Annotated in this window: 27 protein-coding genes and 1 pseudogene; 13 read left to right on the top strand and 15 right to left on the bottom strand. The window is 40.5% G+C overall.

Going from position 1 to position 26879, the window contains the following annotated elements; translation table 11 throughout:
* Positions 1-38: 38 nt before the first annotated feature.
* The 4 genes from H6G97_RS10480 to H6G97_RS10465 all read right to left on the bottom strand — a co-directional run bounded on the left by H6G97_RS10480 (position 39) and on the right by H6G97_RS10465 (position 4142).
* Entirely contained in the window at positions 39-1343 is a 1305-nt protein-coding gene (locus tag H6G97_RS10480; protein WP_190940552.1) for an NAD(P)/FAD-dependent oxidoreductase, read from the bottom strand.
* A 94-nt stretch (positions 1344-1437) separates the two neighbouring features.
* Positions 1438-1794, bottom strand: a complete 357-nt coding sequence (locus H6G97_RS10475; protein WP_190940551.1) for an EamA family transporter — start codon at positions 1792-1794, stop codon at positions 1438-1440.
* A gap of 33 nt (positions 1795-1827) precedes the next feature.
* Complete coding sequence (locus H6G97_RS10470; RefSeq protein ID WP_242054887.1) at positions 1828-2202, bottom strand: EamA family transporter; 375 nt, start codon at positions 2200-2202, stop codon at positions 1828-1830.
* Between the two features lie 1721 nt (positions 2203-3923).
* Positions 3924-4142 carry a hypothetical protein gene (locus tag H6G97_RS10465; RefSeq protein WP_190940549.1) on the bottom strand — a complete coding sequence of 73 codons (219 nt, stop codon included), beginning with the start codon at positions 4140-4142 and terminating at the stop codon, positions 3924-3926.
* A 528-nt stretch (positions 4143-4670) separates the two neighbouring features.
* Between H6G97_RS10465 and H6G97_RS10460 the strand changes: the two genes are divergently transcribed.
* From H6G97_RS10460 to H6G97_RS10445, 4 genes are all read left to right on the top strand, one after another.
* A complete protein-coding gene (locus H6G97_RS10460; RefSeq protein ID WP_190940548.1) occupies positions 4671-6830 on the top strand; it encodes a Tex family protein in 2160 nt (719 codons plus the stop codon).
* Between the two features lie 13 nt (positions 6831-6843).
* The gene (locus tag H6G97_RS10455; RefSeq protein ID WP_190940547.1) at positions 6844-7197 is read left to right on the top strand and encodes a 2Fe-2S iron-sulfur cluster-binding protein; all 354 of its coding nucleotides are present in this window, start codon (positions 6844-6846) and stop codon (positions 7195-7197) included.
* Positions 7198-7481: 284 nt separating this feature from the next.
* Positions 7482-7880: a phage holin family protein gene (locus H6G97_RS10450; RefSeq protein ID WP_190940546.1), complete on the top strand. Its 399-nt coding sequence runs from the start codon at positions 7482-7484 to the stop codon at positions 7878-7880.
* Between the two features lie 139 nt (positions 7881-8019).
* A complete protein-coding gene (locus H6G97_RS10445) occupies positions 8020-8211 on the top strand; it encodes a YqaE/Pmp3 family membrane protein (protein ID WP_094353212.1) in 192 nt (63 codons plus the stop codon).
* Between the two features lie 509 nt (positions 8212-8720).
* Here the strand turns inward: H6G97_RS10445 and H6G97_RS10440 are convergent.
* The gene (locus H6G97_RS10440) at positions 8721-9521 is read right to left on the bottom strand and encodes a histidine kinase (protein WP_190940545.1); all 801 of its coding nucleotides are present in this window, start codon (positions 9519-9521) and stop codon (positions 8721-8723) included.
* 191 nt (positions 9522-9712) lie between these two features.
* On the opposite strand from H6G97_RS10440, the gene H6G97_RS10435 reads away from it, so the two are divergent.
* From H6G97_RS10435 to H6G97_RS10420, 4 genes are all read left to right on the top strand, one after another.
* Positions 9713-9937, top strand: a complete 225-nt coding sequence (locus H6G97_RS10435; RefSeq protein WP_190940544.1) for a hypothetical protein — start codon at positions 9713-9715, stop codon at positions 9935-9937.
* Between the two features lie 55 nt (positions 9938-9992).
* On the top strand, positions 9993-10328 hold the full coding sequence (petJ, locus tag H6G97_RS10430) for a cytochrome c6 PetJ (protein ID WP_190940543.1): 336 nt from the start codon (positions 9993-9995) through the stop codon (positions 10326-10328).
* 206 nt (positions 10329-10534) lie between these two features.
* Positions 10535-11554, top strand: a complete 1020-nt coding sequence (locus tag H6G97_RS10425) for an aldo/keto reductase (RefSeq protein ID WP_190940542.1) — start codon at positions 10535-10537, stop codon at positions 11552-11554.
* Between the two features lie 58 nt (positions 11555-11612).
* Complete coding sequence (locus H6G97_RS10420) at positions 11613-11798, top strand: hypothetical protein (protein WP_190940620.1); 186 nt, start codon at positions 11613-11615, stop codon at positions 11796-11798.
* Positions 11799-11810: 12 nt separating this feature from the next.
* Here the strand turns inward: H6G97_RS10420 and H6G97_RS52355 are convergent.
* The 3 genes and pseudogenes from H6G97_RS52355 to H6G97_RS10405 all read right to left on the bottom strand — a co-directional run.
* Positions 11811-11888 (bottom strand): annotated as a pseudogene (locus H6G97_RS52355) (DUF433 domain-containing protein); the annotation flags it as partial.
* 216 nt (positions 11889-12104) lie between these two features.
* Positions 12105-12389 carry a hypothetical protein gene (locus H6G97_RS10410; protein WP_338421658.1) on the bottom strand — a complete coding sequence of 95 codons (285 nt, stop codon included), beginning with the start codon at positions 12387-12389 and terminating at the stop codon, positions 12105-12107.
* Between the two features lie 45 nt (positions 12390-12434).
* Positions 12435-12908 (bottom strand): DUF4385 domain-containing protein, encoded by a 474-nt coding sequence (locus H6G97_RS10405; protein ID WP_190940540.1) that lies wholly within the window; start codon positions 12906-12908, stop codon positions 12435-12437.
* A 75-nt stretch (positions 12909-12983) separates the two neighbouring features.
* Here H6G97_RS10405 and H6G97_RS10400 point away from each other — a divergent pair, with 75 nt between their 5' ends.
* Both H6G97_RS10400 and H6G97_RS10395 read left to right on the top strand, forming a co-directional pair.
* Complete coding sequence (locus H6G97_RS10400; RefSeq protein WP_190940539.1) at positions 12984-13451, top strand: VOC family protein; 468 nt, start codon at positions 12984-12986, stop codon at positions 13449-13451.
* 28 nt (positions 13452-13479) lie between these two features.
* Positions 13480-13776, top strand: a complete 297-nt coding sequence (locus H6G97_RS10395) for a hypothetical protein (RefSeq protein WP_185585967.1) — start codon at positions 13480-13482, stop codon at positions 13774-13776.
* A gap of 90 nt (positions 13777-13866) precedes the next feature.
* Here the strand turns inward: H6G97_RS10395 and H6G97_RS10390 are convergent, their stop codons facing one another.
* Together H6G97_RS10390 and H6G97_RS10385 are read right to left on the bottom strand one after the other, a co-directional pair.
* Positions 13867-14547, bottom strand: coding sequence for a Uma2 family endonuclease (locus tag H6G97_RS10390; RefSeq protein ID WP_190940538.1), 681 nt, complete (start codon positions 14545-14547; stop codon positions 13867-13869).
* 91 nt (positions 14548-14638) lie between these two features.
* Positions 14639-15388 (bottom strand): class I SAM-dependent methyltransferase, encoded by a 750-nt coding sequence (locus H6G97_RS10385; protein WP_190940537.1) that lies wholly within the window; start codon positions 15386-15388, stop codon positions 14639-14641.
* Between the two features lie 6 nt (positions 15389-15394).
* Here H6G97_RS10385 and H6G97_RS10380 point away from each other — a divergent pair, with 6 nt between their 5' ends.
* On the top strand, positions 15395-16213 hold the full coding sequence (locus H6G97_RS10380) for a class I SAM-dependent methyltransferase (protein WP_242054885.1): 819 nt from the start codon (positions 15395-15397) through the stop codon (positions 16211-16213).
* 8 nt (positions 16214-16221) lie between these two features.
* On the opposite strand, the gene H6G97_RS10375 is transcribed toward H6G97_RS10380, so the two are convergent.
* From H6G97_RS10375 to H6G97_RS10360, 4 genes are all read right to left on the bottom strand, one after another.
* A complete protein-coding gene (locus H6G97_RS10375) occupies positions 16222-17658 on the bottom strand; it encodes a TolC family protein (RefSeq protein ID WP_190940536.1) in 1437 nt (478 codons plus the stop codon).
* A gap of 107 nt (positions 17659-17765) precedes the next feature.
* Entirely contained in the window at positions 17766-18437 is a 672-nt protein-coding gene (locus H6G97_RS10370; RefSeq protein ID WP_277883280.1) for an ABC transporter ATP-binding protein, read from the bottom strand.
* 16 nt (positions 18438-18453) lie between these two features.
* Entirely contained in the window at positions 18454-19734 is a 1281-nt protein-coding gene (locus H6G97_RS10365) for an ABC transporter permease (protein WP_199349336.1), read from the bottom strand.
* 453 nt (positions 19735-20187) lie between these two features.
* The gene (locus H6G97_RS10360; RefSeq protein ID WP_190940535.1) at positions 20188-21744 is read right to left on the bottom strand and encodes an efflux RND transporter periplasmic adaptor subunit; all 1557 of its coding nucleotides are present in this window, start codon (positions 21742-21744) and stop codon (positions 20188-20190) included.
* A 370-nt stretch (positions 21745-22114) separates the two neighbouring features.
* Here H6G97_RS10360 and H6G97_RS10355 point away from each other — a divergent pair, with 370 nt between their 5' ends.
* Positions 22115-23002, top strand: a complete 888-nt coding sequence (locus tag H6G97_RS10355; RefSeq protein ID WP_190940534.1) for a tetratricopeptide repeat protein — start codon at positions 22115-22117, stop codon at positions 23000-23002.
* A 192-nt stretch (positions 23003-23194) separates the two neighbouring features.
* On the opposite strand, the gene H6G97_RS10350 is transcribed toward H6G97_RS10355, so the two are convergent.
* The gene (locus H6G97_RS10350) at positions 23195-23599 is read right to left on the bottom strand and encodes a response regulator (RefSeq protein WP_190940533.1); all 405 of its coding nucleotides are present in this window, start codon (positions 23597-23599) and stop codon (positions 23195-23197) included.
* Positions 23600-23887: 288 nt separating this feature from the next.
* On the opposite strand from H6G97_RS10350, the gene gyrA reads away from it, so the two are divergent.
* On the top strand, positions 23888-26440 hold the full coding sequence (gene gyrA / locus H6G97_RS10345; RefSeq protein ID WP_190940532.1) for a DNA gyrase subunit A: 2553 nt from the start codon (positions 23888-23890) through the stop codon (positions 26438-26440).
* Positions 26441-26879: the final 439 nt, after the last annotated feature.

Below are 26879 nucleotides of genomic sequence, written 5' to 3'. Positions count from 1 at the left end.
TCCTATAATTTTTAAAATCGAATACCACTACCTAAATTTCAAGAATTCAGTAATGTTGATTTTTTGAGAAATTCATCAACCTGTCGCACAACTGCGTTATTGTTGACGCTATCATTGACCAACTGTGAGGTATTTACAACAAAGAAATCATTGTTTTCAGTACTCACTTTGGGAACAATACTTGAATAGTCTAAAACTTGCAGTGGCTGTACTTTAATCGCTCGATTAATGTGTGCTGCCACAATGTCATCTGGTTTTAGGTCTGGGAACATCAAACGTATACCCTGGAAAAATACTTGACGCAATTCATCATCTGGCTGTTTTAACAACGGGTCAGTAGAAAGTATATATTTTGGTAAAAATGTCATGTGATATCCTGCTGTCTCTTGCAAAGAAACTAGGTTACTCATACCGATTACTCCAGTAAAAGGAACATTTCTATCGGCAATATTTACTACATAATAAGGAATTAGGGCCTTGCGAGTAATAAGTACCATACAGATTACACCGAGGTATTCTACTGTTTCACCAGTGTCTGAAACTTTCACTAGTTCTTTAGCAGCAACCTGTTGCAGAATATTGACTGGGCCAGTAAAAATGACTTTATCAAAATGCTCCTTTTTACCCTGATATTCTACCCACATTCCACCTTCTGGATGAGGTGCAATATATTCCACAGCAATGCCTTTGTGAATATGGCCTCCAGTTGCGTAAATTAATTTTTCTATATGGTCAAAAACCGTTTTGTAACCACCTGAAACATAACCAAGTTGTTCTTTATTTAATGAAGAATCCCGCGCTGAAAATAATCGTTTGATATAAGCCCAGATAAAAACTGCTGATATTCGCTTATAGTTCTCTCCTAATTTGGATAGAAGTAAGGGTTTCCAGAGCTTTTCGTATGTGTTTTTACCACCGAGTTTTAATAGCCAATCTTCAACCAAAATTTTTTCTAATCGCCGCCAGTTATTAAGGCGTGAACCATACAGGAGGGTAAAAGCTAATCTGATTTTACCTATAAGTCCAAACAGAGGAAAGCGCAGAAATTCTATACTATTACTGATAGAATAAAACTTTTGATTATCATAAAAACCTGTTAAGCTTCGATGCCACCGCAGTTTATCTCCAAGACCAATATCTCTGATAAAACTTATTAGGTGAGTATCAGAAGGTAGAATAACATGATAAAAACGATCCCAGGTAAATAATCCGTAATCATGATAAGTGGTAAGCCCACCAAGCTGCTTGTTGCTATCGAATACAGTGACTTTATGTCCTTGGTGTGAAAGACGTTGGGCTAATACTAGACCAGTTATACCCCCGCCAACAATGCCTATATTCATAAATTAATTTAGATTTTTGTAGGGATGTTTTTGATATTTATCGCTAAAGGCTTTTTTCAATATTTAGTAACCTGGGTTGTTATCTATACAGCTATTAGTTTACAACCAAAACTACGCCAGTTATGATAATGGAAATTCCTAACCACTGGCTAAATATCACCTGTTCTTTTAGAAGATAGTGAGAAGCAATTGGTATAAGCGCATACATTAATCCTAGAACTGGAAATGCTTGGCTTAGAGGAATTGTCCGCAATACATAAAGCCACAACAGAGTCATAAATGTATAGCAGATAAACCAAATCATAAAATAACGAGAAAATAACAAATTTAGGATAGATGTGCTTGCTTCCTTAGTAGCGCTAGAAATGTAAAGTGCATATTTTAGTGAGAGATTAGCTGTTGTTCCTAATAAAACTACAATCATTAAAAGTAGCCAAGTGATAACGTTCATTTTTTAAATTTTTTTGTGAAATTTACTACAAACTTATATAGATTTTTTTAGTGGAATAACCACTAAAAGAACACCTAGAAAAATAGTCATGACTCCTGCTATTCGAGTTAATGTAATTTCCTCGTTAAAGAAGTAGTATGACCCGAAAAGTATCCCAACGTAGTTTAGGCTAGTAAGTGGATAAGCAATACTTAATTTTACAGAGCGCAGAGCCAAGATCCAATTGACTACACCCAAACAATAAACAGTAACAGCTAATGTTAATTGTTTCAGAAATTCCCAAGCAAATAGTCCCTCATTTGTCTGGCTCATGGTATGTTTCATCAGTAATTGCCCAGAAATGCTAAATACAATACTGATGAATAGGATGATATAAGGAATTATTTTTAAGCTGGAAATTTGCGACATAGATTTCATAGTAGATTTGCCTCAATCTATATAGTAGGTATGAACCGGACAGTAAACAGTCCGTTGTTTCGAACGTTTCGGTCGGTTATACCTTCTCTGCAATTTAACCTCCATTTCAATAAATAGACAACAAAATTAGTCAGGCTATGTTAAAGGACTCGTATCAAAATAAACGTTGAAACTCATGTCATAGAGTTAGTAGCTAAATGCTATGAATATTCCAGGATGGTTGCTTTATCTGGCAGCGCTCAATATTATCAGAGTATACAACTTAAATAATGTAATATTTTACACTTGTCTCTTAAGCATTTTTATTGCTTTGCAACCAAGTTTTGCTTAAACAATATGATATTGCGATCGCAATATCTAAGTTATAAAAAATACCGATGTAGCGAAGTTGAAGATTTTGTTGCAAACTCTCTCGGGACAAACTTTAGCACTGTGCATAGGCGTAGCCCGCTCTAAACGACATCGCTTATGCTCAACTCGAATTTGACTTACATATTCAACAGATGGAGCTAAACAAATAAAAATGGATGACCATAATTTTTGATTAATCCATACATTAACTTTCATCAATTGCATTTTGTTGTAAAAATATTGTTGAAAACATTACTGAAATTCCCAAGCCATCAACCTATACATCAGAGCCTAACTCGATTAATAAATGTTCTTTATGTTACTCTATGAAAGTTTATTAATTTACTGATATAGTATAGGACTTCTTTAGCCTCACAGACATATCTTTAATCTCTACTGAGAACTAAACCAATTAATAAAAACCTTCACTAAAATTGAGCGTATATATTTGCTCTTTTTAGACATAAGAAGACAAAAAAAATTGAAGTCTGCGTGGTTGCATAAATCGTAGATAGATGAATCACTTTACAGTCATGCGGTTTACAGATTTCTAAAGAATTTTACTGAATGTCTAAATGGAGTTTTTGACGATACAAACTGCTAATGTAAACTAGCTTCGGTTGATCGACTCGGAGTTGACGTTAATAACATTGCGTTAGACAAGTTGTGTTGTTTTGCTTGATTGTTACTCGTAATTTTAACTAAGATTTTCTCTCCAAATTTACTATTACATATAATTACTTACTAGAATACCATGACAAAGGTATGTTGCAAATTTATCGCCACACTTCATCAAAAATTCATTTACTGAAAATCTACTTAAACAAAAACTTCATAAAACCAAAACTTTATTCTTTATTAAAGATAAATTTTGATTTTGAAGATTTGTATATTGATGAGGCACTTTTTAGATACTAAACTTGCATAAGTAGGGACTCAATATTAAAAATTCATTTGCCGATAAGATAGCTAAACAGAAACTTCATAAAGCCAAAACTTTATTAAAGATAAATTTTGATTTTGAGGATTTGCACATTAATGAAGCACTTTCTGGATACTAAACTTGCACAAGTAGAGACTTAGTATCAGAATACATCAGAGTTAATAGTTTATAAAAGTAGAATTACAACTTGAACAAAAACGCCAAAAAGAGTGCATTACAACGCAAAAGCTACACTAGGTTACGGTAAAAATGATAGTTAGCAATCAATAGTCTGAATCCTTTTCTACCTATAAAAATCTCCAAATTCGCATATTTTAGACAGAACTAAGTTGAGGGTTAACTTAATTACTCCAGCAGTCTAAAATTGAGAAAAAATAATTTTTGGTGTTGGTATTATTAACTGTTTATACTTGTTTACCTATTGTTTAGACTCATTTTTCTGCAAAAGTTTATTGGTAATGAGAAAAACAATGATTAATAATCCCAATTGGATCTGCCAAGGTGCTAGTACTAAGGTTAATATCAAGCTAATAGCTGTAAACATAGCTGCAAGATATGCAATTTCATCAGTACCCTTTTTAAACAAGTAGGCAGTAATTAAAGCAGTACACAGTGGTATCAAGAAAAACAAAGGCATCTTACTAACCTCTGAACTAAAGGATGTAGTGTTTATAAAACAAATTTGAAATTGTTTTTGGAATTGTGGGTGATTCTACATCTAATCAGGTTTTAGGCACAACAGTCGAGCGAAATAAATATTAAATAAAATTATATAATGTTTTCTTTTATACAAATATAAATAATTGCTGCCATAGATAAGACCGTTAAAAACTTAGTGAATAACTTCTTCATTTAGGGTAGATGATGCGCGTAGTAGGCTACAAGATGTTCGCATATTTAGAAGTACACAATCCCTTATGGCAATAATTATTTTGCCGCTCTGCCAACTCGCTAAAGCTGCGCTATGCTATACAAACTCTCGTTCAATTACCTAGATTGATAGAGTTTAAAACTTCCATAGGTGGATTTTGTCGATTTCGCCAATTGCGCTCTTAAGATCAATCATCTGATAAATTAGCTTAAAATCTTCGTCTGATGCCAGGATAAGGATCTAGCATAATTACCTTTAGAAGTAGCATTTTCATTTTTTCATTTTAGATATCTAATGCTGAACATTCCTCAACTACTGGCAACTGAAATAAACCTCAAACCCCATCAGGTGCAAAACGCGTTGGAACTTTTGGCGGAGGGTGCAACAATTCCCTTTATTGCACGTTACCGCAAAGAGCGCACCGATGAGATGAATGAAGTGCAACTACGCGAACTGGCTGATCGATATACTTATTTAACAGAACTGGAAGAACGAAAATCTGTGGTTTTAAGTGCGATCGCCCAACAAGGTAAACTTACAGATGAACTCAAAGCCAAAATCTCATCCTGCTTACAAAAAACCGAACTTGAGGATTTATACTTACCCTATCGACCAAAACGACGCACTCGCGCCACCATCGCTAGAGAAAAAGGACTCGAACCACTGTCGGAGTTCATCAAGTCTCTAAATCTAAAAAATGCTGTAACAGCTTCCCTGGAGGAAGAAGCGGCTAAGTATATTTCGGAAACTAAGGGAGTAAAAACAGCAGAAGAAGCACTCAAAGGTGCTGCTGACATTTTAGCGGAAGAAGTCGCTGAAAAAGCTGAATTACGCGCATATATCCGCGATTATCTTTTACAAGAAGGGGTATTCGTTTCTCGCATCAAAGATGATTATCCTGAAGGTACAACCAAATTTGAGATGTACCGTAACTATCAAATTAGGGTAAAAAATATTGCACCCCACAATATGCTGGCGTTATGTCGGGGTGAAACTGAAAAAATATTGAGCTTTGAAATTGCTTTCGATGAGGATACGGTACTTTACTATCTGGAGTCGAAAGAGATTAAAACCAAAGTTCGGTCAGTTCGGGATTTTTATCAGGCCATGTTGAAGGATGCATTCAACCGTTTGATGAAAATCTCTCTTATGGGAGAGGTAATTTCTGAGAAGAAAATATATGCAGACATAGAATCTATCAAGACATTTGAAACTAATCTGCGGGAGTTGCTGCTGTCTGCACCAGCAGGGATGAAACCAACGCTGGCGATAGACCCTGGATTTAGAACTGGGTGTAAAGTTGCTGTTCTTGACCAAACTGGAAAATTTTTGGAATATCAAGCGGTATTTCCCCACCAAGCGGCTGAACAACGACTCAAAGCCGCACAAACTGTCAAAAATCTGATTGAAAAGTACAAAATTGAGTTAATTGCCATCGGTAACGGTACAGCCTCCCGCGAGACAGAGGAATTTGTCACGCAAATATTGCAAACTATAGAACGCAAACCAGTTAAGGTAATGGTGAATGAGTCTGGCGCATCTATATATTCTGCAAGTAAAGTAGCGCTAGAAGAGTTTCCTGATTTAGATATTACTGTGCGTGGTGCGATTAGCATTGGTCGCCGTTTGCAAGACCCCTTGGCGGAACTAGTGAAAATCGATCCCAAATCCATTGGTGTGGGACAATATCAGCATGATGTCGATCAGAAGTTGTTGAAAAAGAAATTAGATGACACTGTAGAAAGCTGCGTTAACTACGTCGGCGTAGACTTAAACACTGCTTCCAAAGAACTTCTAACATCCGTCTCTGGGATTACGGCAGCTGTTGCCAATAATATTGTCGCCCATCGCAACCAGAATGGAGCCTTTAAAAATCGCCGACAACTGTTGAAAGTTCCAAAGTTGGGGCCGAAAGCCTTTGAACAAGCGGCGGGTTTTCTGCGGATTCGCGACGGTGACAACCCATTAGATAATACAGCAGTGCATCCAGAGAGTTATTCTGTAGTAGAAGCGATCGCATCTGATCTAAATGTGCCATTAAATCAGGTGACGCAAATTGCCGAAAAACTCAAAAAGACCAATCTGAAGAAATACGTTACTGATAGCGTCGGCGAACCCACACTGCGCGACATCCTCAGCGAACTAGAAAAACCAGGTAGAGATCCCCGTGCTGAGTTTAAATATGCCACCTTCAGAGAAGGGATTAAGGAAATCAGGGATTTAAAGCAAGGAATGGAACTAGAGGGAATCGTGACAAACGTCGCCAACTTCGGTGCCTTCGTTGATATTGGCGTACATCAAGATGGCTTGGTGCATATATCCCAACTTGCTGATAGATTTGTAGACGATCCCAACAAAATTGTCAAAGTTGGACAAGTAGTCAAAGTGCAGGTGCTAGAAATCGACGAGAAACTGAAGCGGATTAGTTTGTCGATGAAAGCAGTTAAACAATAATTACAAACAGCAGATGGCAGTTTATCAAGTTCGATTTATCAATCCTACACTTGGGTTAGATCGCACCATTCTAGTACCAGATGATCAATATATTATAGATATGGCGGAAGATGCTGGTCTTCGCCTACCATCTGGGTGCAAACAAGGCGAATGTTCTGCCTGTGTCGCCAAACTCATTAGCGGTGAAGTTGATCAAAGTGAGCAAAAATTTCTGCGTCCAAGCGAAGTACAGGCTGGTTATGTTGTTACTTGTGTAACTTACCCTTTGTCTGATTGCACTTTAGAAACCCACCAAGAACAAATCTTGTATAAATCAGCCCTTTACTATCAGCCTGAGTCTGGAAAATCTGAGCGATCGCAATACTAATCGGTTAAGAAAATTTATAGGTTGGGTTGTAGCAATATCCCCCTAGGGTTAGGTAGTGAAAACCGACAAAATCTTGAAAATGTTGGGTTTCGTTCCTCAACCCAACCTACCTCGGAGTGCTTTTTTAAGGAAAACCTACGCAGTATTGGAACCGCTATATTTTTCTCAATGATAGGCCTAACGGTAGAACCAAATTCTACCTTGCAAGAGAGGTTAAAACTTAGTACATAGCTGAAGATGAGATAAGAAGTTACAAAAAATCTTTAGTGATTAGGTAAGAAAAAATGTTAACACCATTATTAACCGCCCTAGCTACAGCTTTGAGCCTGTTGATTGTTGATTTAGTTGTTCCAGGCGTTAATATTGCTAACTTTCCCGCAGCTATAATTGCTGCTTTAGTAATTGGTTTAATTAACGGTTCAGTTAAACCAGTTTTGTCTGCTCTTTCTCTACCACTTAACTTTCTATCATTTGGAGCATTTTCGCTCGTCGTCAACGGTTTGTGTTTCTGGTTAGCAGCAGTCCTAGTTCCTGGGTTCGCAGTTCGCGGGATTATTGGTTTCCTTCTTGGGCCAGTGATTCTAACTTTTGCTAATACCTTCATTAACAACTACTTTGTTGAAAGAAACCTTTTAACGAGCAGTGGTGATGTAAAAACACAAGGTGAATTACCTTCTAGATAAGTATTAGAAGGAGTAGAAAGACCAATTTTATTGCCACGTTTCTACTCCTAGTAAAATGTCCGAAGGTGGATTTCCTAATTCGGTATCTTCAGCAGAATGTAATTGTAATTAAAGAAAATCACAAAAATACGGCAAAATCATGAAATTAGTTCGTTTTCTTCTAGGTTTGTTAGTGCCTCCTTTAGGCGTTTTCCTGACTGTTGGAGTTGGCCCAACTCTCTTTATTAACATCTTGCTTACAGTTCTAGGTTGGCTACCCGGTAGCATTCATGCAATTTGGGTTATTGCCAAGCATGATGAACAACTCAATAGAGAAGGCAATATTTACTAATAGGCAAGATGAAGTTTAGGGAATCTTAAGTATGGTGCGTTACGGGTTTAGACGTAACGCACCATTTTAGTTTCTACCAGAATTAGAAGTTATAAGACCTAAGAAAAATTCAAAGCCTTTCTCCTTTTAGGAGAGAGGTCAAAATTGTACGTCACGCTTGTCGAGAACCGCTATAACGATAGTCCTACGATTATGCAATTTAGATATTTTTCAGCTTATCAAGCGGTGGGTTATACCAAAGCCTAGGGTATGTTTTCAAAGTCTTTAAATCCCCCCAACCCCCCTTAAAAAGGTGAGCAAAGAATCTCTTAAAGTACCCCTTTTTAAAGGGGATTTAGGGGGATCTAAGAAGTTATGGGACAAGACGAGTAGTTTGAAAACACGTCTTAACGCACTCTAAAAAAGCTGAGTATTTAATAATTCTACAAATACGTTAGTAGGGACACAGCATTGCCGCGTCCCTACTAAAATTATATATGTATCAGGGTTTTTATGAAAAGCAGTCTAGCCTATTTATGAATAGTCTCCCGCTCTTTATTAGCGGGTTCCTTATCTTTGAATAAATCAGCCGCCGTTAAGAGTAACTCTCTCAATGTTTGTTTGATTTGGCGCTCTTTTCTAGCTAAAGATGTACCAGCTTCACCCAGTTTATCTTCTAGCTGCGATCGCTTCTCTCCTACCTGTACAACCATAGATTCTGCTTGAGGACGAGCCTTATCGTACCAGTGTTTAGCCTCGTCTAGATAATCTTGAACCTCCATATTACGTCCGCCATAGCGTGCAGCCATATTCGCTCGGACAATGGCTAGCTGCGCTTGCAGTTGCGCGTAACGTTTCTTTAACAGTCCGACTTCATCACTATCTTTAATAGCATTGACAGCAGAATCAATGGCAGTTTTGGTACTAGCAGGTTTTTCCTTACCCGTCTCTTCAATCTCTGCCAAAATTACATCAACTTCTTGCTGGAGTTCTTCTTCTTCACCATCCAGTTGAGCCTGTAGGCGCTTGATATCTGTCTGAGTTCTAGCAATGTTTTGGTGTCTTTGGCTATTAATTCCTTCTAACGCTCCTTCAATGGAAGCTGTTACTTCATCCTTGAGTTCACTACCTTTTTCTTGGAAGTTATCAATTACAGCAGAAACGGCATCTTTGACAATGCTACGAACTTCACTAGAACCTTGTTTAAACTCAGAAGCTACTTGAGAAACTGCGGATTTCACAATTTCTCGAATTCGCTCAGTTCTTAATTGTCCAGTTTCTTTCGCTTGTTGTAAGTCTGCTTGAATTTGTTGTTTGATATTGTTAGGCATTTTCAACTCGTAAAATTTAACTAATTGGGATAAAAGTTTCTAGAAATGTTCCTACATCCACATTATGGCGTAGCCCAATCGAGCTTGTCACTTCCTTTAGATAGAAAATTACATTCCCAAAGAGGTGATGTGTAAGATGTTGCCTATTTGTGAGATGATAAATGTTTAGTGATAGTAATTGAGAGTAAAATATGTGGCGAGTAAATATTACTTGTTCGGGTGATGCTTGGAAAGTTTATGGTGTTGATTTTAAAGCGATCGCAGCAAAATATCAAGGTGAATTAATTGGTTCTAAAAAGATGCCAGATGGTACGCGCATTATGTCTTATAAAATTGAGGATGTTAGTGATGCAGAAGCATTTCAAGAAGATTGTGCAAATTTTGCCGGATTTACAACTGACTTTGAATCTCTGTAATATTGCTTATGATACTTATGCTCGCAACCATTATGTCCAAATTGGGAGAAGTTAATTGAAAAAACTATTCACATTAGTATTAGTAACATTTTTGTTATTAACAAGTACTTTTAACTCGTCCGCTAGTGCAGCAGATATAGTTAACGGCGAACAAATCTTTAGTGTTCATTGTGCTGGTTGTCATATCAACGGCAGCAACATAATCAGGCGAGGCAAAAATCTCAAAAAACAAGCCCTGAAAAAGTATGGGATGGATTCAATAGAGGCAGTTACATCTATAGTTACCAATGGTAAAAATAATATGTCAGCCTACAAAGATCGCCTCAGTGAACAGCAAATTGAAGAAGTTTCTGCTTACGTTCTTGAACAAGCTGAAAAAGGCTGGCGTTAGAAAGTTAGGAGTTAGGAGTTCAAAGTTAGGAGTTAAGAGCTAAGATTTAAGAGTTATTGATTATCGCTCTTATAAATGATTCTTAAGAAGGTCTAAAGGAATGTTGTAATAAGATGCTTGCAAACTCAGTAATTCTTCATTCTTCTCACACCTAACTCCTGTACAGACGCGATTAATCGCATCTTTGCTCACTACTAAACTTGAAAATGAACTTACCCACAGCTAGCCGTCTCCAATTCACTCCTGATTTAAACATCTGCCGCATCTTAAATGGAATGTGGCAAGTCTCCGGCGCACACGGACAGATCAATCCCCAAACGGTCATTGAGACTATGTTCAAATATGTAGATGCAGGCTTTACCACTTGGGATTTAGCAGACCATTATGGCCCTGCAGAAGACTTCATTGGTGAGTTTCGCTGTCAACTAATTGATACTCGTGGGAAAGATGCTTTATCTCAAGTGCAAGCCTTTACAAAATGGGTTCCTCGTCCGGGCAAAATGACGAAAAAACTCGTCGAGGAAAATATTGATATTTCCCTGAGAAGGATGAATGTGCAATCGTTAGATTTGATGCAATTCCACTGGTGGGAATATCAGGATAAAAATTACCTGGATGCCCTCAAATATATGGCAGAACTTCAAACTGAGGGTAAAATTAAGCATCTAGGTTTAACTAATTTTGACACGGAAAACTTGAAGCTTATTATTGAAGCAGGTATCAAAATCGTTTCTAATCAAGTACAATTTTCGCTTATTGACCGCCGCCCTGAAGTTAGTATGGTGGAGTTTTGTCAGCAGCATGACATAAAGCTTTTTACTTACGGTACACTGTGCGGCGGTTTGTTATCAGAAAACTATGTGGGTAAACCGGAACCAAAAGGATTTGATCTCTCCACTGCTAGTTTGAAAAAATATAAAAATATGATCGATGCTTGGGGTGGTTGGCAATTATTTCAAGAGTTGCTGGCTATCTTGAAGGAAATTGCTAATAAGCATAGTGTAAGCATTTCTAACGTGGCAGTGCGTTACATTTTAGATCAGCCAACTGTGGGCGGTGTGATAGTTGGTGCCAGACTTGGTGTATCTGAACATATAGAAGATAACGCCAAAGTATTTAGTTTTAATTTAGATGAAGACGATCGCGATCGCATCAATGCAGTATCTCGCCAATCACGCGATTTATACCAGCTTATCGGCGATTGCGGCGACGAATATCGGCGATAATTTCGGGAAAAAGGTGATAATACGGTGAAGGTTACTCTGGAAACTCCTGCTGTCAGCCATGCCCCTAAACTTCACCTTCGCCCTTAGCCAACAGCAAACTTTTGAACTGCGCTGTGATTATGGCTCACGTCGCCTAGATAAAGCAGAGTTGGCAGCGCTGATTGATTTGTGTGAGCAAAATTATTATGCTCAACAAAGAGATCATCACTTGTTGTTCTGTCCATCCCGCAGCAAACAAACCTAATAAGAACTCTACAGATAAACGAGTTCCTTTCACAGTCGGCTTACCCAGCAGAATTTTGGGATCTGAATGAATGTACTGTTGCCAGTCCATAATTTGTACTCCGACTAAACTACAGCTATTGTTGCACAGTATGATTTTTGTTGGGTTGGTGAGGGAAAATGCGATCGCGTTACTCTTAAATTAATTGACGCTAATATAACCAGCTTATGCAATCCCTAAATATCACACTACCAGATGCGATCGCTTAAGCAACTATGATTATTGTTGGATTGCTGAGTGGGGAAATGCGATCGCGTTACTCTTAAATTAATTGACGACAATGTAAAAAGTTTCTGCAATCAATCCTCTAGACTCATTCACGAAGCTCAGAAGTTCATCGACGAAGCTCAAAGGTTCATCAACGAAGCTAAAAGGTTCATCAACGAAGCTCAGAGGTTCATCAACGAAGCTCAAAGGTTCATTCACGAAGCTCAGAGGTTCATTCACGAAGCTCAGAGGTTCATTCACGAAGCTCAGAAGTTCATCGACGAAGCTCAGAGGTTCATCAACGAAGCTAAAAGGTTCATCGACGAAGCTCAGAGGTTCATTCACGTAACACACTCTCCGAAACCTGCTCAATTGAAAGTTAATAGTGTTTTACTCTAGCTCATACATCTGCTTATGCTTGGCTAAAAGCTCTTGATATTTCTCATTTGTCTTTGCTTCTACCCACTTGGCTTTAAATATTGCTGCTGATTCCGCTTTAACGGGATCTACTTCATAAGGAAGAATCTCTTTTTTGGAACCTGGATCTTCGGAATTTTGTTTATACTTCCTGCCGCTTTTATGATTAGCATAACGGCGAGAGCGAGTATAACCCATTTGGATAAACTTTCGTGCCATATCTGCGCCGACAAAATCATCCTTATCTAAATAATCAAGAAACATCTCATAGATTTTTTCACTCGACTCTCTAGCAATCTCAGGAGTTTTGAACCGCCAGTAAGGAAGGATTTCTGATTTGTATGGTTCTACCAAAAGTACACCCTGCTCACCCTTCCCAACGCGATAGAGTTCAGGATGTTGGCGGAAATCAATAATTTTAAAGTCTAAAGAATAATCAAAAGCCATGATAGATTTTTATTAGGAATAGTAAACTTTAAAAAAAAGTTCAACTTCTATCTAAGTATTGAGATTTATTTGATTATGCTATCTAGCACCCAATCCGTGAACAGTGTCCTTGCGCCAGGAAATCTGCGTAAAGTGCATCACATTGCCCTCAACGTCCAGGATATGCAAGCTTCCCGCTACTTTTATGGCACAATCCTGGGTTTGCATGAACTCACAGGCGAAGAAGTACCCGCAACCCTGGTGGAACTTGTCGCCTCTGGGAAAGTAGCCAACTTCATCACCCCAGATGGGACGATTCTAGATTTATTTGGGGAACCAGAATTATCACCACCAAATCCAGACCCAGAAAAAACCTTCACCAGAGCCTACCATCTCGCCTTTGACATCGATCCGCAGTTATTTGATCGCGCGGTGACAGTAATCAGAGAAAATAAAATAGCGATCGCACATGGCCCAGTCACTCGTCCTACTGGTAGAGGAGTGTATTTTTACGATCCAGATGGCTTTATGATTGAAATTCGTTGCGATCCAGAAGCTAGTTAACTTAGGGGTAATAACAAAAGTATCTACTATGGCTGCAAACCTCACGCAAATCTTTAAAGTAATTGAAGACACAATCACAAAACCGCCAATTCCACACGAACCATACAAGCAATCATTGAAAGCCTGGGCAATGTATTGTTTGCGAGACAAAGGTTTTATAGTCGCTTATGCTCAAAATGCCGACTTTGCTATTGAAAGAAAACGTGAAGAAAAGCTATATTTTAAAGTTTCAAACAGCCCCGATGATTTAGATAATTCTTTCAACTGGATTGTTTGGGATAGTGTAACCAAAAGCGCCAGTCTCATTCCTCAAAAAATAGACTGATGCCAAAATAGTTCTTAAATCTTTTTTTGATTCTTTAACTATTCTGACTCCTGAGCGCAGCGAGGCATAGCCCATTCTGACTTTTGAATTCTAATTAGACAACTGCTGCACAAATATTTGATGTTCTGGTGAATTTAATCCCAACTGCAATACAGAGAATACTTGCTGCATATTGCCAGCAAGTAAGCCGGACATTGATAACCAAAAACCAGGGAATACTTGACTTTTGATAATTCCATCTGCGTCTAGTTCTAAAGAGACATATTCTCCTTGTTGTAGGCTAAACCAATCTAATTTGTTTTCAAATATTTGCCAAACAATATATTCTTTTACCCCATTCCGACCATAAACTTTTTTCTTGTCATGTAAATCAATAGCAACACTGCTAGCTGCTATCTCTATTACGAGTTCTGGCGCACCTTCAATGTAATCATCATCACTCAAACGAGATTGTCCTTGAGATGTTGGTGTGATTAATAGCACTCCATCTGGTTGCGGTTCATTATCTCGATCTAATCGGACTGTTGGTTCAATTCCCAATCTCACACCAGAAGTGGCAATTTGGTAAGTCCACAACCAACCTATTAGATGACCATGTGGTTCAGCATGACTTTCAAAGCGTAATGGGGATGCCAAGTATACAACTCCTTCAATTAATTCTGCCTTTTGATGACGGGGCATTGCTTGATAGCGTCGTTCAAATTCGTAGCGAGTGAGGCGATCGCCATTTTCTAAATGAGGAATTCGCTGCTTGAGTGATAGGTTAACCATGATTTTCTGCTCTAGCAAGGAGTTTTACTTTAATTATGGCTTGACACCTTAATTACGAATTACGTAGCTTGCTTCTCGCCTTTGGCGAGTATTACGAATTAGTGTTGGGTTTTTCAAATACCATTAAATGCTGTTGAGGTAACAGGTTTTTAGTTTCCCGCCAAACCAAACCAACAGCTTGCATTTCTTTACGGACTTGCTTTTGAGTCATCTTGTGCAGACCTTTAATCATAATAAAGGGATTTTCACCCCGGTACTCAACCAGCACCACCCGGCCACCTGGTTTAAGTGCTTTGACAATTCCTTGCATCACTTCTTGGGGATACTCAAGTTCATGATAAGCATCTACCATCAACGCCAAATCGATACTTTCAGATGGTAAGTTGGGGTCGCTAAGGGTTGCTAAAACAGGCTCAACATTGGTAATATTTTTCTCTTTTTTGAACAACTCAATGATTTCCAACATTTCAGGCTGAACATCTACAGCCAACACTTTCCCTGCTGTTAATAACGGTGCGATGCGAAAGCTTAAGTAACCTGTACCAGCGCCAATATCCGCCACTACATCATTAGGTTTCAGGTTGAGGACGTTAACTATTTTAGTTGGCTGTTCCTCTCCCTCTCGGCTGGGACGTTCTAGCCAGCCAGCGCCAGTGTATCCCATAACTTTGGCGATTTCGCGCCCCATGTAATATTTGCCGATACCATCTGGACTGTGGATTATGCGTTGTTCGTAAACTGCAATCGCACCAGTCGCGGCTTGTGCTGTCAAGCTTGGATTCAGCAGTGAGCAACTCAATATCACAACAAAAGTTACTATAAAATGGAGAAATTTTGACATTTGGTTATGACTGATCTGGATAATTATAAGCAGCAACTAAGAGAATTTTATGGTAGTAGAACGACTTATGACCATGAGAAAGGTACTCGCCATCCTCTAGAAGCTAGGATTTTACTTGAATTTGTACCGCTAGGACTGGGGCAGAAAATCCTTGATGTAGCGACTGGAACAGGTTTACTGGCGATACCCGCAGCTGAAAAAGTTGGTTCCGAGGGTTATGTAATTGGGATTGACATGACCCCTGGAATGTTGCATCAAGCAAGACTAAAGATTGCCGCAGCCAAGTTAGAAAATATCGAGTTGATTGAGGCAGATGCAGAATATTATCACTTTAGTGATAGTAGTTTTGATGTTGTCTTTTGCTGTGAGGCAATTGTACTTTTTCCTGATATCCTCGCTATCTTACAAAAGTGGCATCGCTTCTTGAAAACAGGGGGGTTTGTGGCATTTACCTGTCCTCCCGAAACTGCTTATATGGCATCTCTTCAGCGGAGTGTCTGCGCTAGAGTTTTGGGTGTATCACTACCACATATCCTTGAACCACTTGGGACTCCAGAAAAATGTCGTAATTTGCTCAATCAAGCAGGTTTTAGAGATATCGAAATTAAGATTGAGCCATCAGGACGTTATCGCCCTCTAAGGGATAACGAATTATCTGAGATAGCAATGAATATAAATTTTAAAGGTAATCCTTTGTTATCAAAATTATCACAAGAACAATTAAATCAGTTGCAAGTTGAGTACAAAGCAGAAATTGAGAAACTAACAACTGATCGAGGTATTTGGGAAGACACGACAAAGTTATTTGTTCGCGCTCAAAAATAAGTTTTACCTTAGCGCGAACCCCTGAAAGTGACCGATCTTTGCAAATTAGCTAGAGCGCGATTGTAATCCAAAATAGCTGTGACTCGATTACCTTCTGCTGTTGTCAGGTCATTTTCAGCAGCGATCACCTCTGTTTGAGTACCCACACCAGCTTGGAACCTCAGCCTTGCTAAATTCAGAGCTTCTTTGGCTTGATTTAAAGCCACACTAGAAGTCTGCACATTATCTAAATTAGATTGCAATTGAGAGTAGTACTGTTCTACATCAAAGCGAATTAGGTCGCGCTGGCTAGCAAATTGAGTCTCTGCGATCGCAATATTAGCTCTTGACTGATCCGCTCTTGCTCTTGCGGCTCCGCCATCAAACAAATTTAGATTTCCTGCAATTCCTACTGAATAGCTATCATTAATGCCAACACCATCATCAAACCGATCTAGCAGGTTGTAATTGCCTGCCAAACTAATTTGCGGCCCTAGCTGTGAAAGCGCCTGTCGTCGCTCTTGCTCGTTAATGTTACGTTGTGCTAATTGCTGTTGCAGTTCTGGACGATTTTGAAAAGCTCTGACAATAGTTTCTTCCAGTGTTGGCTGCCAAAGTCCCACCAATTGCACAGGATCTGCTGCGCTGATATCAACTGATTGTGACAAACTTAACAGAGTTGCAAGCTGACGACGGGTAATTTGCTGCCGTGAAATAGCATTAATCAGTAGTTGTTGGGCATTTGCTAAATTCACCTGAGCTTGCAGCACATCAAACCGCGTACCTACTCCAGCCTGTTCTCTGGCTTGAGTATCCCGCAAACTAGCCTGGGCATTCTCCACAGCAGACCGATTAATTCTTACTTCTTCATCGGCTTGTTGCAAATTGTAGTATTGGGTGGTGACATTCAAGCTAATTGTCAAAGACTGACTTTCAACATTTAATTCATCTACCCTTAGCTGTTCCTCGGCTGCCTGGATAGTAGCTTGTCGGTTCCCAGAAGTATAAAGGTCATAATTCAGTTGTGCTGAACCATTGAAAGAGGTGCTGGATTGAGATGAGTTGCTAGTAAAAGCATTTCCATTATTAGTTAGACTACTGTCGATTCCCAGAGTAGGAAACAAGGCAGCTTGCGACTCGCGTAGCGCCGAGCGACTGCGTTCTACCTGTAATATGGCTATCTGTAAATCTTGATTGTTGCGTTTTGCTAGTTCTAAAGCTTGTGCCAAACTGATTGGCACAGTTCCCTGAATCTTTACTTCCTCCGGTTTGGTAGGAAATTGGAGAGGATTGGGATTGGGGTTGAGGTAATCAGGAACCTGTACAGGACTTGAAGGATTTGGCGGTTTTGGGGGAGTTGCTGCACTTGCTAAAGTTGGAAAAAGAATAGCGATCCCTGAAGGCAAGGCTATCGTCAAGGCTAGGCTAACCCAGGTAGAACGCACGAAGAATAAGCTGAAATTCATAATCTAGTCATTAATTGGATTTATTTAAGGATAAAATCAAAAGTTTTCATCCTAATGGCTCTACGTCTAAATTTTAAATTCTCCGTTATAGGGTTGATATTAACAAATTAGCCGACAATCAAACCATCCTGAACTCGAATAATCCTTCTGGTTTGAGCAGCGATATCTGGCTCATGGGTGACAATCACAATTGTGATTCCTTGGTCATTAAGTTCAGTCAGCAAACTCATCACCTCATGAGAAGTTTCAGTATCTAAAGCTCCTGTTGGCTCATCTGCCAAAACTAATGCAGGTCGGTTGACCAAAGCGCGAGCGATCGCCACCCGTTGTTGTTGTCCCCCAGATAGTTGACTAGGACGGTTAGCGATGCGTCCCCCTAATCCTACCTTGTCTAGGGCTTCTAATGCCCTTTCCCGACGTTTTGGCTTAGGCAAGTTAGCGTAAACCATTGGTAGCATTACGTTTTCCAGCGCTGTCGCCCGCGCCAATAGGTTAAATTGTTGGAAAACAAAACCTATTCTTTGGTTACGGATATAGGCTAATTCATCATCATCAAAAGTCGTCAGGTTTCTGCCTTCAAAAATATAGTCTCCAGTCGTCGGACGATCCAGACATCCCAAAATATTCATGAGCGTGGATTTACCCGAACCTGACGCACCCATAATCGAGACGTATTCCCCTTCCTCAATGGAGAGTTCAATTCCCTTAAGTATGGGAACACTAACTTCTCCCAAGTGGTAGGTTTTGGTAATAGATTCCATCCAAATCATTGTTGGCATATAAATTACAAATTATTTAGTCACTTCTTAAAGCAGTTATCGGATCTAATTTAGATGCGTTCCGTGCTGGAACTACCCCCGCGACTAAGCCAACGCTTAATGAGAGTACAAAACCAGCAATGATCGACAATAAAGAAATTACAAAGGGAAATTTGAAAACGCTTGCAGCTATAAAAGCTAATAAAACGCCTGTTGTCATGCCAATAAGTCCGCCGACAATGGAAATAACGATCGCTTCAGCTAAAAATTGATTAAGTATTGCAGAATTGGTGGCTCCTACGGCTTTGCGAATCCCGATTTCTCGCGTCCGCTCAACCACGGAAACCAGCATAATGTTGGCAATACCAATGCCGCCAACCACTAGGGAAATTCCCGCGATCGCTACTACCATTACTGTAAATAAACCCACAATACTAGTAAAAGTACTAACGATATCAGCTTGATTGGTCAGTCGAAAATCATCAGCTTGCGGCGGATAAATGTTATGACGTAGGCGTAAGAGATTGGTGACTTGAAACTGAGCAGCTTCTAGTTGCTCCTGATTAGCGCCTTTAACTAAAATTCCATTTACAGAAACGCCTACCAGGGCATTGTTTCCAACCAGTCTTTTCGACATAGTAGTTAGAGGAATAAAAACCTGGTCATCTCGATCCATCGGCCCCTGAGAACCTTTAGGTTCCATCACCCCAATAACTTCATAAGCCTCTCCCTGAATCCGAATTCTCTCGCCGAGCGGATTTACACCCTGTCCAAAGAGTGTTCTTTGAACTGTAGGGCCAAGAATGGCAACCTGTGCTGCAATATCTAGTTCTTCTTGAGTAAAGTATCTCCCCTGTTGGGGATGGGTATTTCTAACTTCTGGATAGTTCAAATCTGTGCCATAAATTGTTGTTGAAGTGTTCTGTCCTGTATATACAACTTGGGCGCTGCGTTGGAGATAAGCAGAAACCGTCTGTGCTGATGGCGCTTGTGTAGCGATCGCCTTTGCATCTTCCCAAGTCAAGGTGCTGCTAGAACCTACTCCTTGACGGACATTTCCGCTTCTTGCCGCACCCGCCAAAATTTGGATCACATCTGTACCCAATGCTTGTATCTGTTGCTCAACCCCCTTTTGGACTCCCTGACCAACAGAAGTAATGGCAATGACTGAAGAAATCCCAATAATTACACCTAACATAGTTAGACCTGTGCGTAATTTGTTACTCCACAGAGTCTCTGCCGCCATTGTCAAGATTTCCAGCAACGGTACTGTGCGAGTATTCTTAGTTTTGTAAAAGCCCTTAAATATCTTAAACATAAAGTTTTATTTGAAACTCAATACAATTCAGTTAAGCATTTGTTTCTTCTCTTCCTTTGCGTCCTTGGCATCCTTGGCGGTTCGTTAAAAAAAAGTTGAGCCTTTTTACTCGGGAGTTGAGCCTTTTTACTCGGGAGTTAAGCCTTTTTACTCGGGAGTTGAGCCTTTTTACTCGGGAGTTGAGCCTTTTTACTCGGCAGTTGAACCTTTTTACTCGCCAGTTGAACCTTTTTACTCGGCAGTTGAACCTTTCTACTCGGCAGTTGAACCTTTTTACTCGGCAGTTGAACCTTTCTACTCGGCAATTGAACCTTTTTACTCGCCAGTTGAGCCTTTTTACTCGGCAATTGAACCTTTTTACTCGGCAGATGAACCTTTTTACTCCCCTTTCTGTTCCATACCCCCTGCTCCCTTGTCTCTTTTTAACTAAACCGTATTAATTTAAAACTAACTTTAAGGCGAACCAGCGCCTTGACGACCACCACCAGAACGACCACCACCACCACCTAGACCAGGAAAAACTCCTCCTCGTGGTGTTGATTGCGGACGCGATCCTGGTGGGAAACTGAGCAATACCCTTTCGTTTCCTGTCAATCCAGACTTAACTTCGGTAAAGTTATTCGCGGTGACACCAGTCTCAATAGGAGTAAACACAGGTCTGTTATTATTTCCTGCCACAAACACACCTGTGGCATTTTCTTGCCGCACCACCGAGGCAGTTGGCACTACTAGAACATTTTCAACTTGACCGACTTGAAAATCTACTTCTGCATTCATCCCAGACCGCAGTAACCTTTGAGGGTCTGAAAGTGATACCCTCACTTCAAAACTGGTGACGTTTTGCTCTACTATTGCTTGGGCAGCGATTTGGCTGACTTTACCTTCAAAGGTTTTTCCTGGGTAAGCATCTGCTTTAATCGAAACTTTTTGACCAAGGCGAATTTTGGAAATATTTGTTTCCGCTAAATTTGCGACAACTTCATTTGTTGAAGCTAGAGACAAGATTGAAGAGGAAGAAGAAGAAGCTACTTCACTACTAGCGGTTGTGGGTGTCACGAAAGCACCGGGATCAGCAAACTTCTTTGTCACCACACCATCAAAAGGTGCGCGAATAATCGTGTCATTGATTTCGGCTTGGATATTTTGCAGCGAACCACGAGCAGATGTTACCTGGGCGCGGGCTGCGTCAATATCTTCTTGGCGCGTTCCGGCTTTTAGAAGTGCCAAAGCTTGCTGTCTCTGCTTCACTACAGCTTGTGCTTGCTCGATGTCTTCTGGACGTGACCCGGCTTTTTGCAATGCCAGTGCTTGCTGTGCTTCATTTACGTTAGCTTGGGCGCTGTCACGATTGGAACGGCTTTGGTTAAGAGTCTGAAGGGAAATACCGCCTGCATTGTAAAGTTGTTGATTACGAACAAAATCATCTTCTGCTTGGCGAAGGGCGGCTTGAGTGCTTTGCAAACGTGCCTGTGCTTGGGCAATATCTTGAGAGCGATTACCTGCTTGTACCTTTTGTAAATTCGCCTGGGCTTCGTCTAATACTCCTTGTGCTTGAGCAATATCTTGAGGACGATTGCCTGCGATCGCTTTTTGCAAATTCGCCTCGGCTTGTGCCAATTGTCCTTGAGCAGAGGTAAGTTGTCCCCGCAGATTGGAATCATCCATATAAGCGACAATCTGTCCTTGTTTAACAATATCTCCTTCCTTTACCAGCAGTGTTTTCAAGATGCCGGAATTTTTCGGGCTGAGGTTGATTGACCGCTCAGGCTTCACCGTTCCGTTTGCTGAAACTGTCATTGTTAAACTCTGCCTTTCTACAGGCTTTGTCAGCACCTTGCGTCTAGCTTCTTGACGGGAAATAACCGTTACTTGGTTATAAACTGCATAGCCAATTCCACCCAAAAGGCAAAGAGCAATTAGCCAAGAGAGCCAATTACGTTTGCCCTTTTTTTTCTTTACCTCTGGAACTATAACTGGTGTATCTACGGCTTTTGATGTATCAATTTTCATATCCGTTTTTTCTAAAAAGAACAGCTACCGAGCTGGTTATTCACGGCTAAAACTATAGCCTTATTTACATTAAAGTTCTATCCTGCTGAGGTTTGGATTCAGCAATCTTAGACAGTTGCTTTGGTTTTGGCATCAATCAAAGTGTTCAATATTTACCTTATCGTATAAATTCATACATAATAATTATTGATCAAAAAGTTGAAACCGATGTATGACCAAAGTCACTAGTAATTCCAGACTGATGTATGACCAAAGTCACCAGTTTTTCAAGGCCCATTCCCCAAGATTGGCGAGATTTTGCTACCGTCAACAGCAGAGATCGTTTAAGCTAGCTGAAAGATTCTTTGATTAGTGGCTTAAAGGCGGTAGTGTGCCTAAACATGTTCGTTTGATTTCTTTTCTAATGATCTGTAGTTTGTGGAGTATGCCAAAAGCCGCTAACGCGCAGGCGTTAATACCCCATACACTGCAACTAGATGCGACAAAGTTAGAGAAGCAGGGGTTGAGCTTGGCACAAGAGGCGGCTCAACTAGCTCAGTTCCAACAGGTTGAATTAGCTTTGCCACGAGCGCGGCTGGCTAGTCAATTGGCTCCTGGGAATGATAAAGTGTGGTTGCTATTAGGTGGATTGCAAATACAAACTAAAGAGTTTGACGGGGCGATCGCTAGTTTGAAAAAAGCGCAATCTATCAACCCCAAAAATGGTGATATCTTGTTTGCTTTAGGATCAGCTAATTTTCAGCAGAAAAATTACCAGGCTGCTGTTGTCAATTATCAAGATGGTTTGAAGTTAAAACCCAATGATCCAGAGGGGTTATTCGATTTGGGTAATGCTTACTTTATGCTGGGTAGATTGCCAGATGCGATCGCACAGTACAATAAAGCAGTCTCTCAAGATAAAAAATTCTGGCCGGCGCTTAACAATATTGGCTTAATCAACTACGAACAGGGTAATATACCCGAAGCGATTAAGCGATGGCAATCGGCTATAGCCCTTGATAAGAAAGCCGCAGAACCTTTATTGGCCTTGGCAGTGGCACTGTATACTAAAGGCGATAGCCAACAAGGACTAACTTTGGGAGAAGCTGCACTCCGTATCGATTCACGCTATGCTAATTTGAATTTCCTCAAAGAAAATCTCTGGGGCGATCGCCTCCTATCTGATACGAAAAAATTCCTAGAATTACCTCGTATTCAATCAGCCCTACAGCAACGAGAAAACTCATCATCAGCCCCTGAACAACTACCTACTCAATAGGAGTGAGGGGGTAGGAGTTAAAAGTTAAGAGTTAGGAATTGGGAGTTAAATATTTCAACTCGTAACTCCTAACTCTCTTATCACCACTTGCCTAACAGTACCTTTTCGTAGTACATATATACTATCAAAACACGGGAACTAGTCGCTCAAAAACATTAGCGGGCGAATATTCCGCAAATAAGTCGTTAATTTTTAGTCGCTGTCTGTGGGTAGAAGTGCGATGATTTGGTCAACAAACTGTTGATGGTCAACAACTGGCTTAGAAATGTAGCCATCAGCACCGCTTTGCTTGAGAAAGTTCTCGCGATCGCCTTCCATAGCATGCGCCGTTACTAAAATAACAGGTAAGTTTGCTGTTTTTGGATCAGATTTTAACATTTGTGTAATCTTGATCCCATCAACAGACTTACCTTGATAAACACTTCTAGACAGAGAAACATCCATCAAAATCAAGTCGACTTCTCCTGCTTGGGCAATTTTTATGACTTCTTCGACATTTTCAGTGTGTTTTACACCCAAGCCGCCACGCTTGGACAAAATTTTGGAAAAAACACGAGCATTAATTAGATCGTCTTCGACAATTAAAACAGTTTTCATGAGAATTTTAGTTATAGAGGTGAGGAAATTCCAGAATTCCAAAATTCAAAATTAAGAAATGCAATCATGGTAAGTAAGTATCATGGCTACTAAGTTTATGTAGATTATACTCGTGTGCATCCTTTTTAATAGTCAATGTACATCCTCGTCATCAAGGATGATACTACTGCTTTTTCTTCTGTGACTATCAAAATTTTGTGATGAATCCTATTTAATCCGTTATGCTGTGGTTGCCGCAGTGTTGAGTTCCATCAGCTTTTATGTAGTTAAATTTCAGGGAAAAAACTCATGGCAAAACAGTTAAACCTTCTCTCAACGGGACAGGTAATTCCAACAGCCCTGCACACTGAGATGCAACGGTCTTATCTAGAATATGCCATGAGCGTGATTGTCGGGCGAGCGCTACCAGACGTGCGTGATGGCTTAAAACCAGTGCATCGCCGCATTCTATATGCAATGCACGAACTCGGTTTAGTACCAGATAGACCCTATCGAAAATGTGCCCGTGTAGTGGGTGATGTGTTGGGTAAATACCATCCCCACGGCGACCAATCAGTTTACGATGCTTTAGTTAGGCTGGTGCAGGATTTTTCTAGCCGTTATCCTTTACTAGCAGGACACGGTAACTTTGGCAGTGTCGATAATGACCCGCCAGCAGCAATGCGCTACACAGAAACGCGCCTCGCACCCATCAGCCATGAGGGAATGCTGACAGAAATTGGTGAAGAAACTGTGGAATTTGTCGGGAACTTCGATAATTCTCAGCAAGAACCAACGGTATTACCTGCTCAGTTGCCGTTTCTGTTGCTCAATGGCTGTTCTGGTATCGCCGTAGGAATGGCGACGAATGTTCCACCCCACAACTTGGGGGAAGTTGTCGATGGGTTAATTGCCTTAATCGACAACCCAGATTTGCCAGATGAAAAATTATTCGAGTTAATTCCAGGGCCAGATTTTCCCACTGGTGGGGAAATGATAGGTGAGACGGGAATTCGGGAAGCTTACACCACGGGTAAAGGTGGGATTCTGCTGCGCGGAGTCGCAACTCTGGAGGAAATTCCAGCCAGTAGAGGAAGCAAGCGCCGGACGGCAATTATCATTACAGAATTGCCTTATCAAGTGAATAAGGCTGCTTGGATTGAAAAGGTAGCAGACTTAGTAAATCAAGGTCGTTTACAAGGAATTTCCGATCTTCGGGATGAGAGCGATCGCGAAGGGATGCGGGTGGTAATTGAACTCAAACGCGATACCAATCCCCAAGAAGTTCTCCAGCATTTATATCATCAAACTGCTTTACAAATGACTTTTGGGGCAATTCTTCTCGCAATAGTGGATGGACAACCCCGCCAGTTAAGTTTGCGTCAACTGTTGCAGGAGTTTTTAAGTTTCCGAGAAGAGACGCTGAACCGTCGCTACAATTACGAGTTGGGTAAAGCCCAAAGTCGTGTGCATTTGGTAGAAGGTTTGCTGAAAGCGCTGTCTAAATTGGATGAGGTAATTGCAATTTTGCGGCAAGCTCCAGATGGGAGTACGGCAAAAATTAATCTTTGTAGCCAACTGGATTTGAGTGAGCTACAAGGAGATGCAATTCTCGCTATGCCGTTGCGCCGTCTCACTAGTTTAGAACAGCAAAACTTGCAGCAGGAATTTGAGCAGATAAGTGGACAAATTAGCTTATTGGAGCAATTACTCAACGATCGCCGGGAATTATTGAAGGCGCTGAAAAAAGATTTGCGATCGCTCAAGCGCAAGTACAACGATCCCCGGCGGACAAAAATTGGAGAAGAGCAAAAGTCTAGGGCAGAGGAGCAAAAGGGCAGAGGAGCAGAGGGGCACAAGGGCAAAAGCGCAGAGGAGGAAGAATTTAAATCTTCTGAACCGGCAGAGGAAGCGGTTTTAGAATTTACCCAACGGGGTTATGTCCGCCGCACCCAGCCATCTGGGAGAAAGTCAAAAGGTGAAAATGGTCTACACGATAATGACTTCATTATCCAAACTGTGTTGACCGACACAGGGAAAGACTTACTAATACTAACTGGTGGCGGCAAAGTCTATCCTGTGAATGTAGGAGAAATCCCCCCAACCACTGGACGTTCTCCACGGGGAAAACCTTTGATTACGATGCTTAGTAGTACTGCTCAAGGCGCTCAAGAAGCTGTAGTCAGCCGCTTTCTGCTGCCGGAAAATCTCGAAACTAAGCAGATGATTCTCTTAACAAAACAAGGAAGAATTAAGCGGCTGTCTCTGGAAGAATTTACTAATCTGACTCGGCGCGGAATCACGATTTTGAAGCTGAAAGACGATGATGAATTGTCATTTACCCAGTTCACCGCTCCAGGGGAGCATCTGATTTTAGCTAGTTCTGGTGGGCGAATGTTGCGCTTTCCAGTCAATGATGAACAATTGCCGATTATGGGTCGCACAGCGATGGGTTTACAAGCATTTCGGTTATTGAAAAATCAGCAAATGGTTGGCTGTGTCACTGTCGGGAAAGATGACCAACTGCTGCTAGTGACTCAAGAAGGATATGCCAAGCGGATGGCTGCGAGTCAGTTAAGAGCAGCTAATCGCGGCGATTTAGGCACGCAAGCACTGAAATTTACTAGCAAAACTGACAACTTAGCTGGTATGGTAATGGCGATGCCTTCTCTACGAGACGCTACGCGAACGGCGGGCTACGCCAACGCATCTGGCGAAGTGGCTTTAGTGACGAATAAAGAGCGGGTAGTCCGAATACCAGTGGAAACAGTGCCGCTCTTAGGTAGAGATGTGAAAGGTGAAAGCATTATTCAACTCAACCGTGATGAAAAAATCATTACTGTTGCTGAAGTGCGATCGTAAATCAAGGTGAGTTTTTATTATTTTTAGGCTTTGCCTCGTTCCCAGTCTCCGGCTGGGAATGCCTTTTTAGAGGGTCAGCGCCTCCCGAATTGGCGGCAGAAAATATTTAGATGGTTCTGACTTAAGCACCATCCACATACAAAACAAAAGTTTTGCATTTTCTTTAATATACATCTTTAAGTATTTTTGGCTCTAAATATAGGACTAATAATTGATTTTTCAAAAAGCTCGGTACAGCTCAAAAAGCCTAATTCCTTATTCCCTACTCCCTACTCGCCGCCCACATAGATAATTTCAAAAATCAAATAAGCTGTTCCACATCTAATTTGCATAAAATGTAAATTAAATAAACTCGTGGACTTACTGCTATGCCAGCCAAAGGATACTTAAGTAAATTACAGAAAGAGAATTTACAAAAAGCTCTATCAGAGAGTAATAA

Source organism: Nostoc flagelliforme FACHB-838 (assembly GCF_014698065.1).
Classification (GTDB): Bacteria; Cyanobacteriota; Cyanobacteriia; order Cyanobacteriales; family Nostocaceae; genus Nostoc; species Nostoc flagelliforme_B.
The sequence above is the reverse complement of the archived record's forward strand: the minus strand, read 5'-3'. Positions and strand labels throughout refer to the sequence as shown.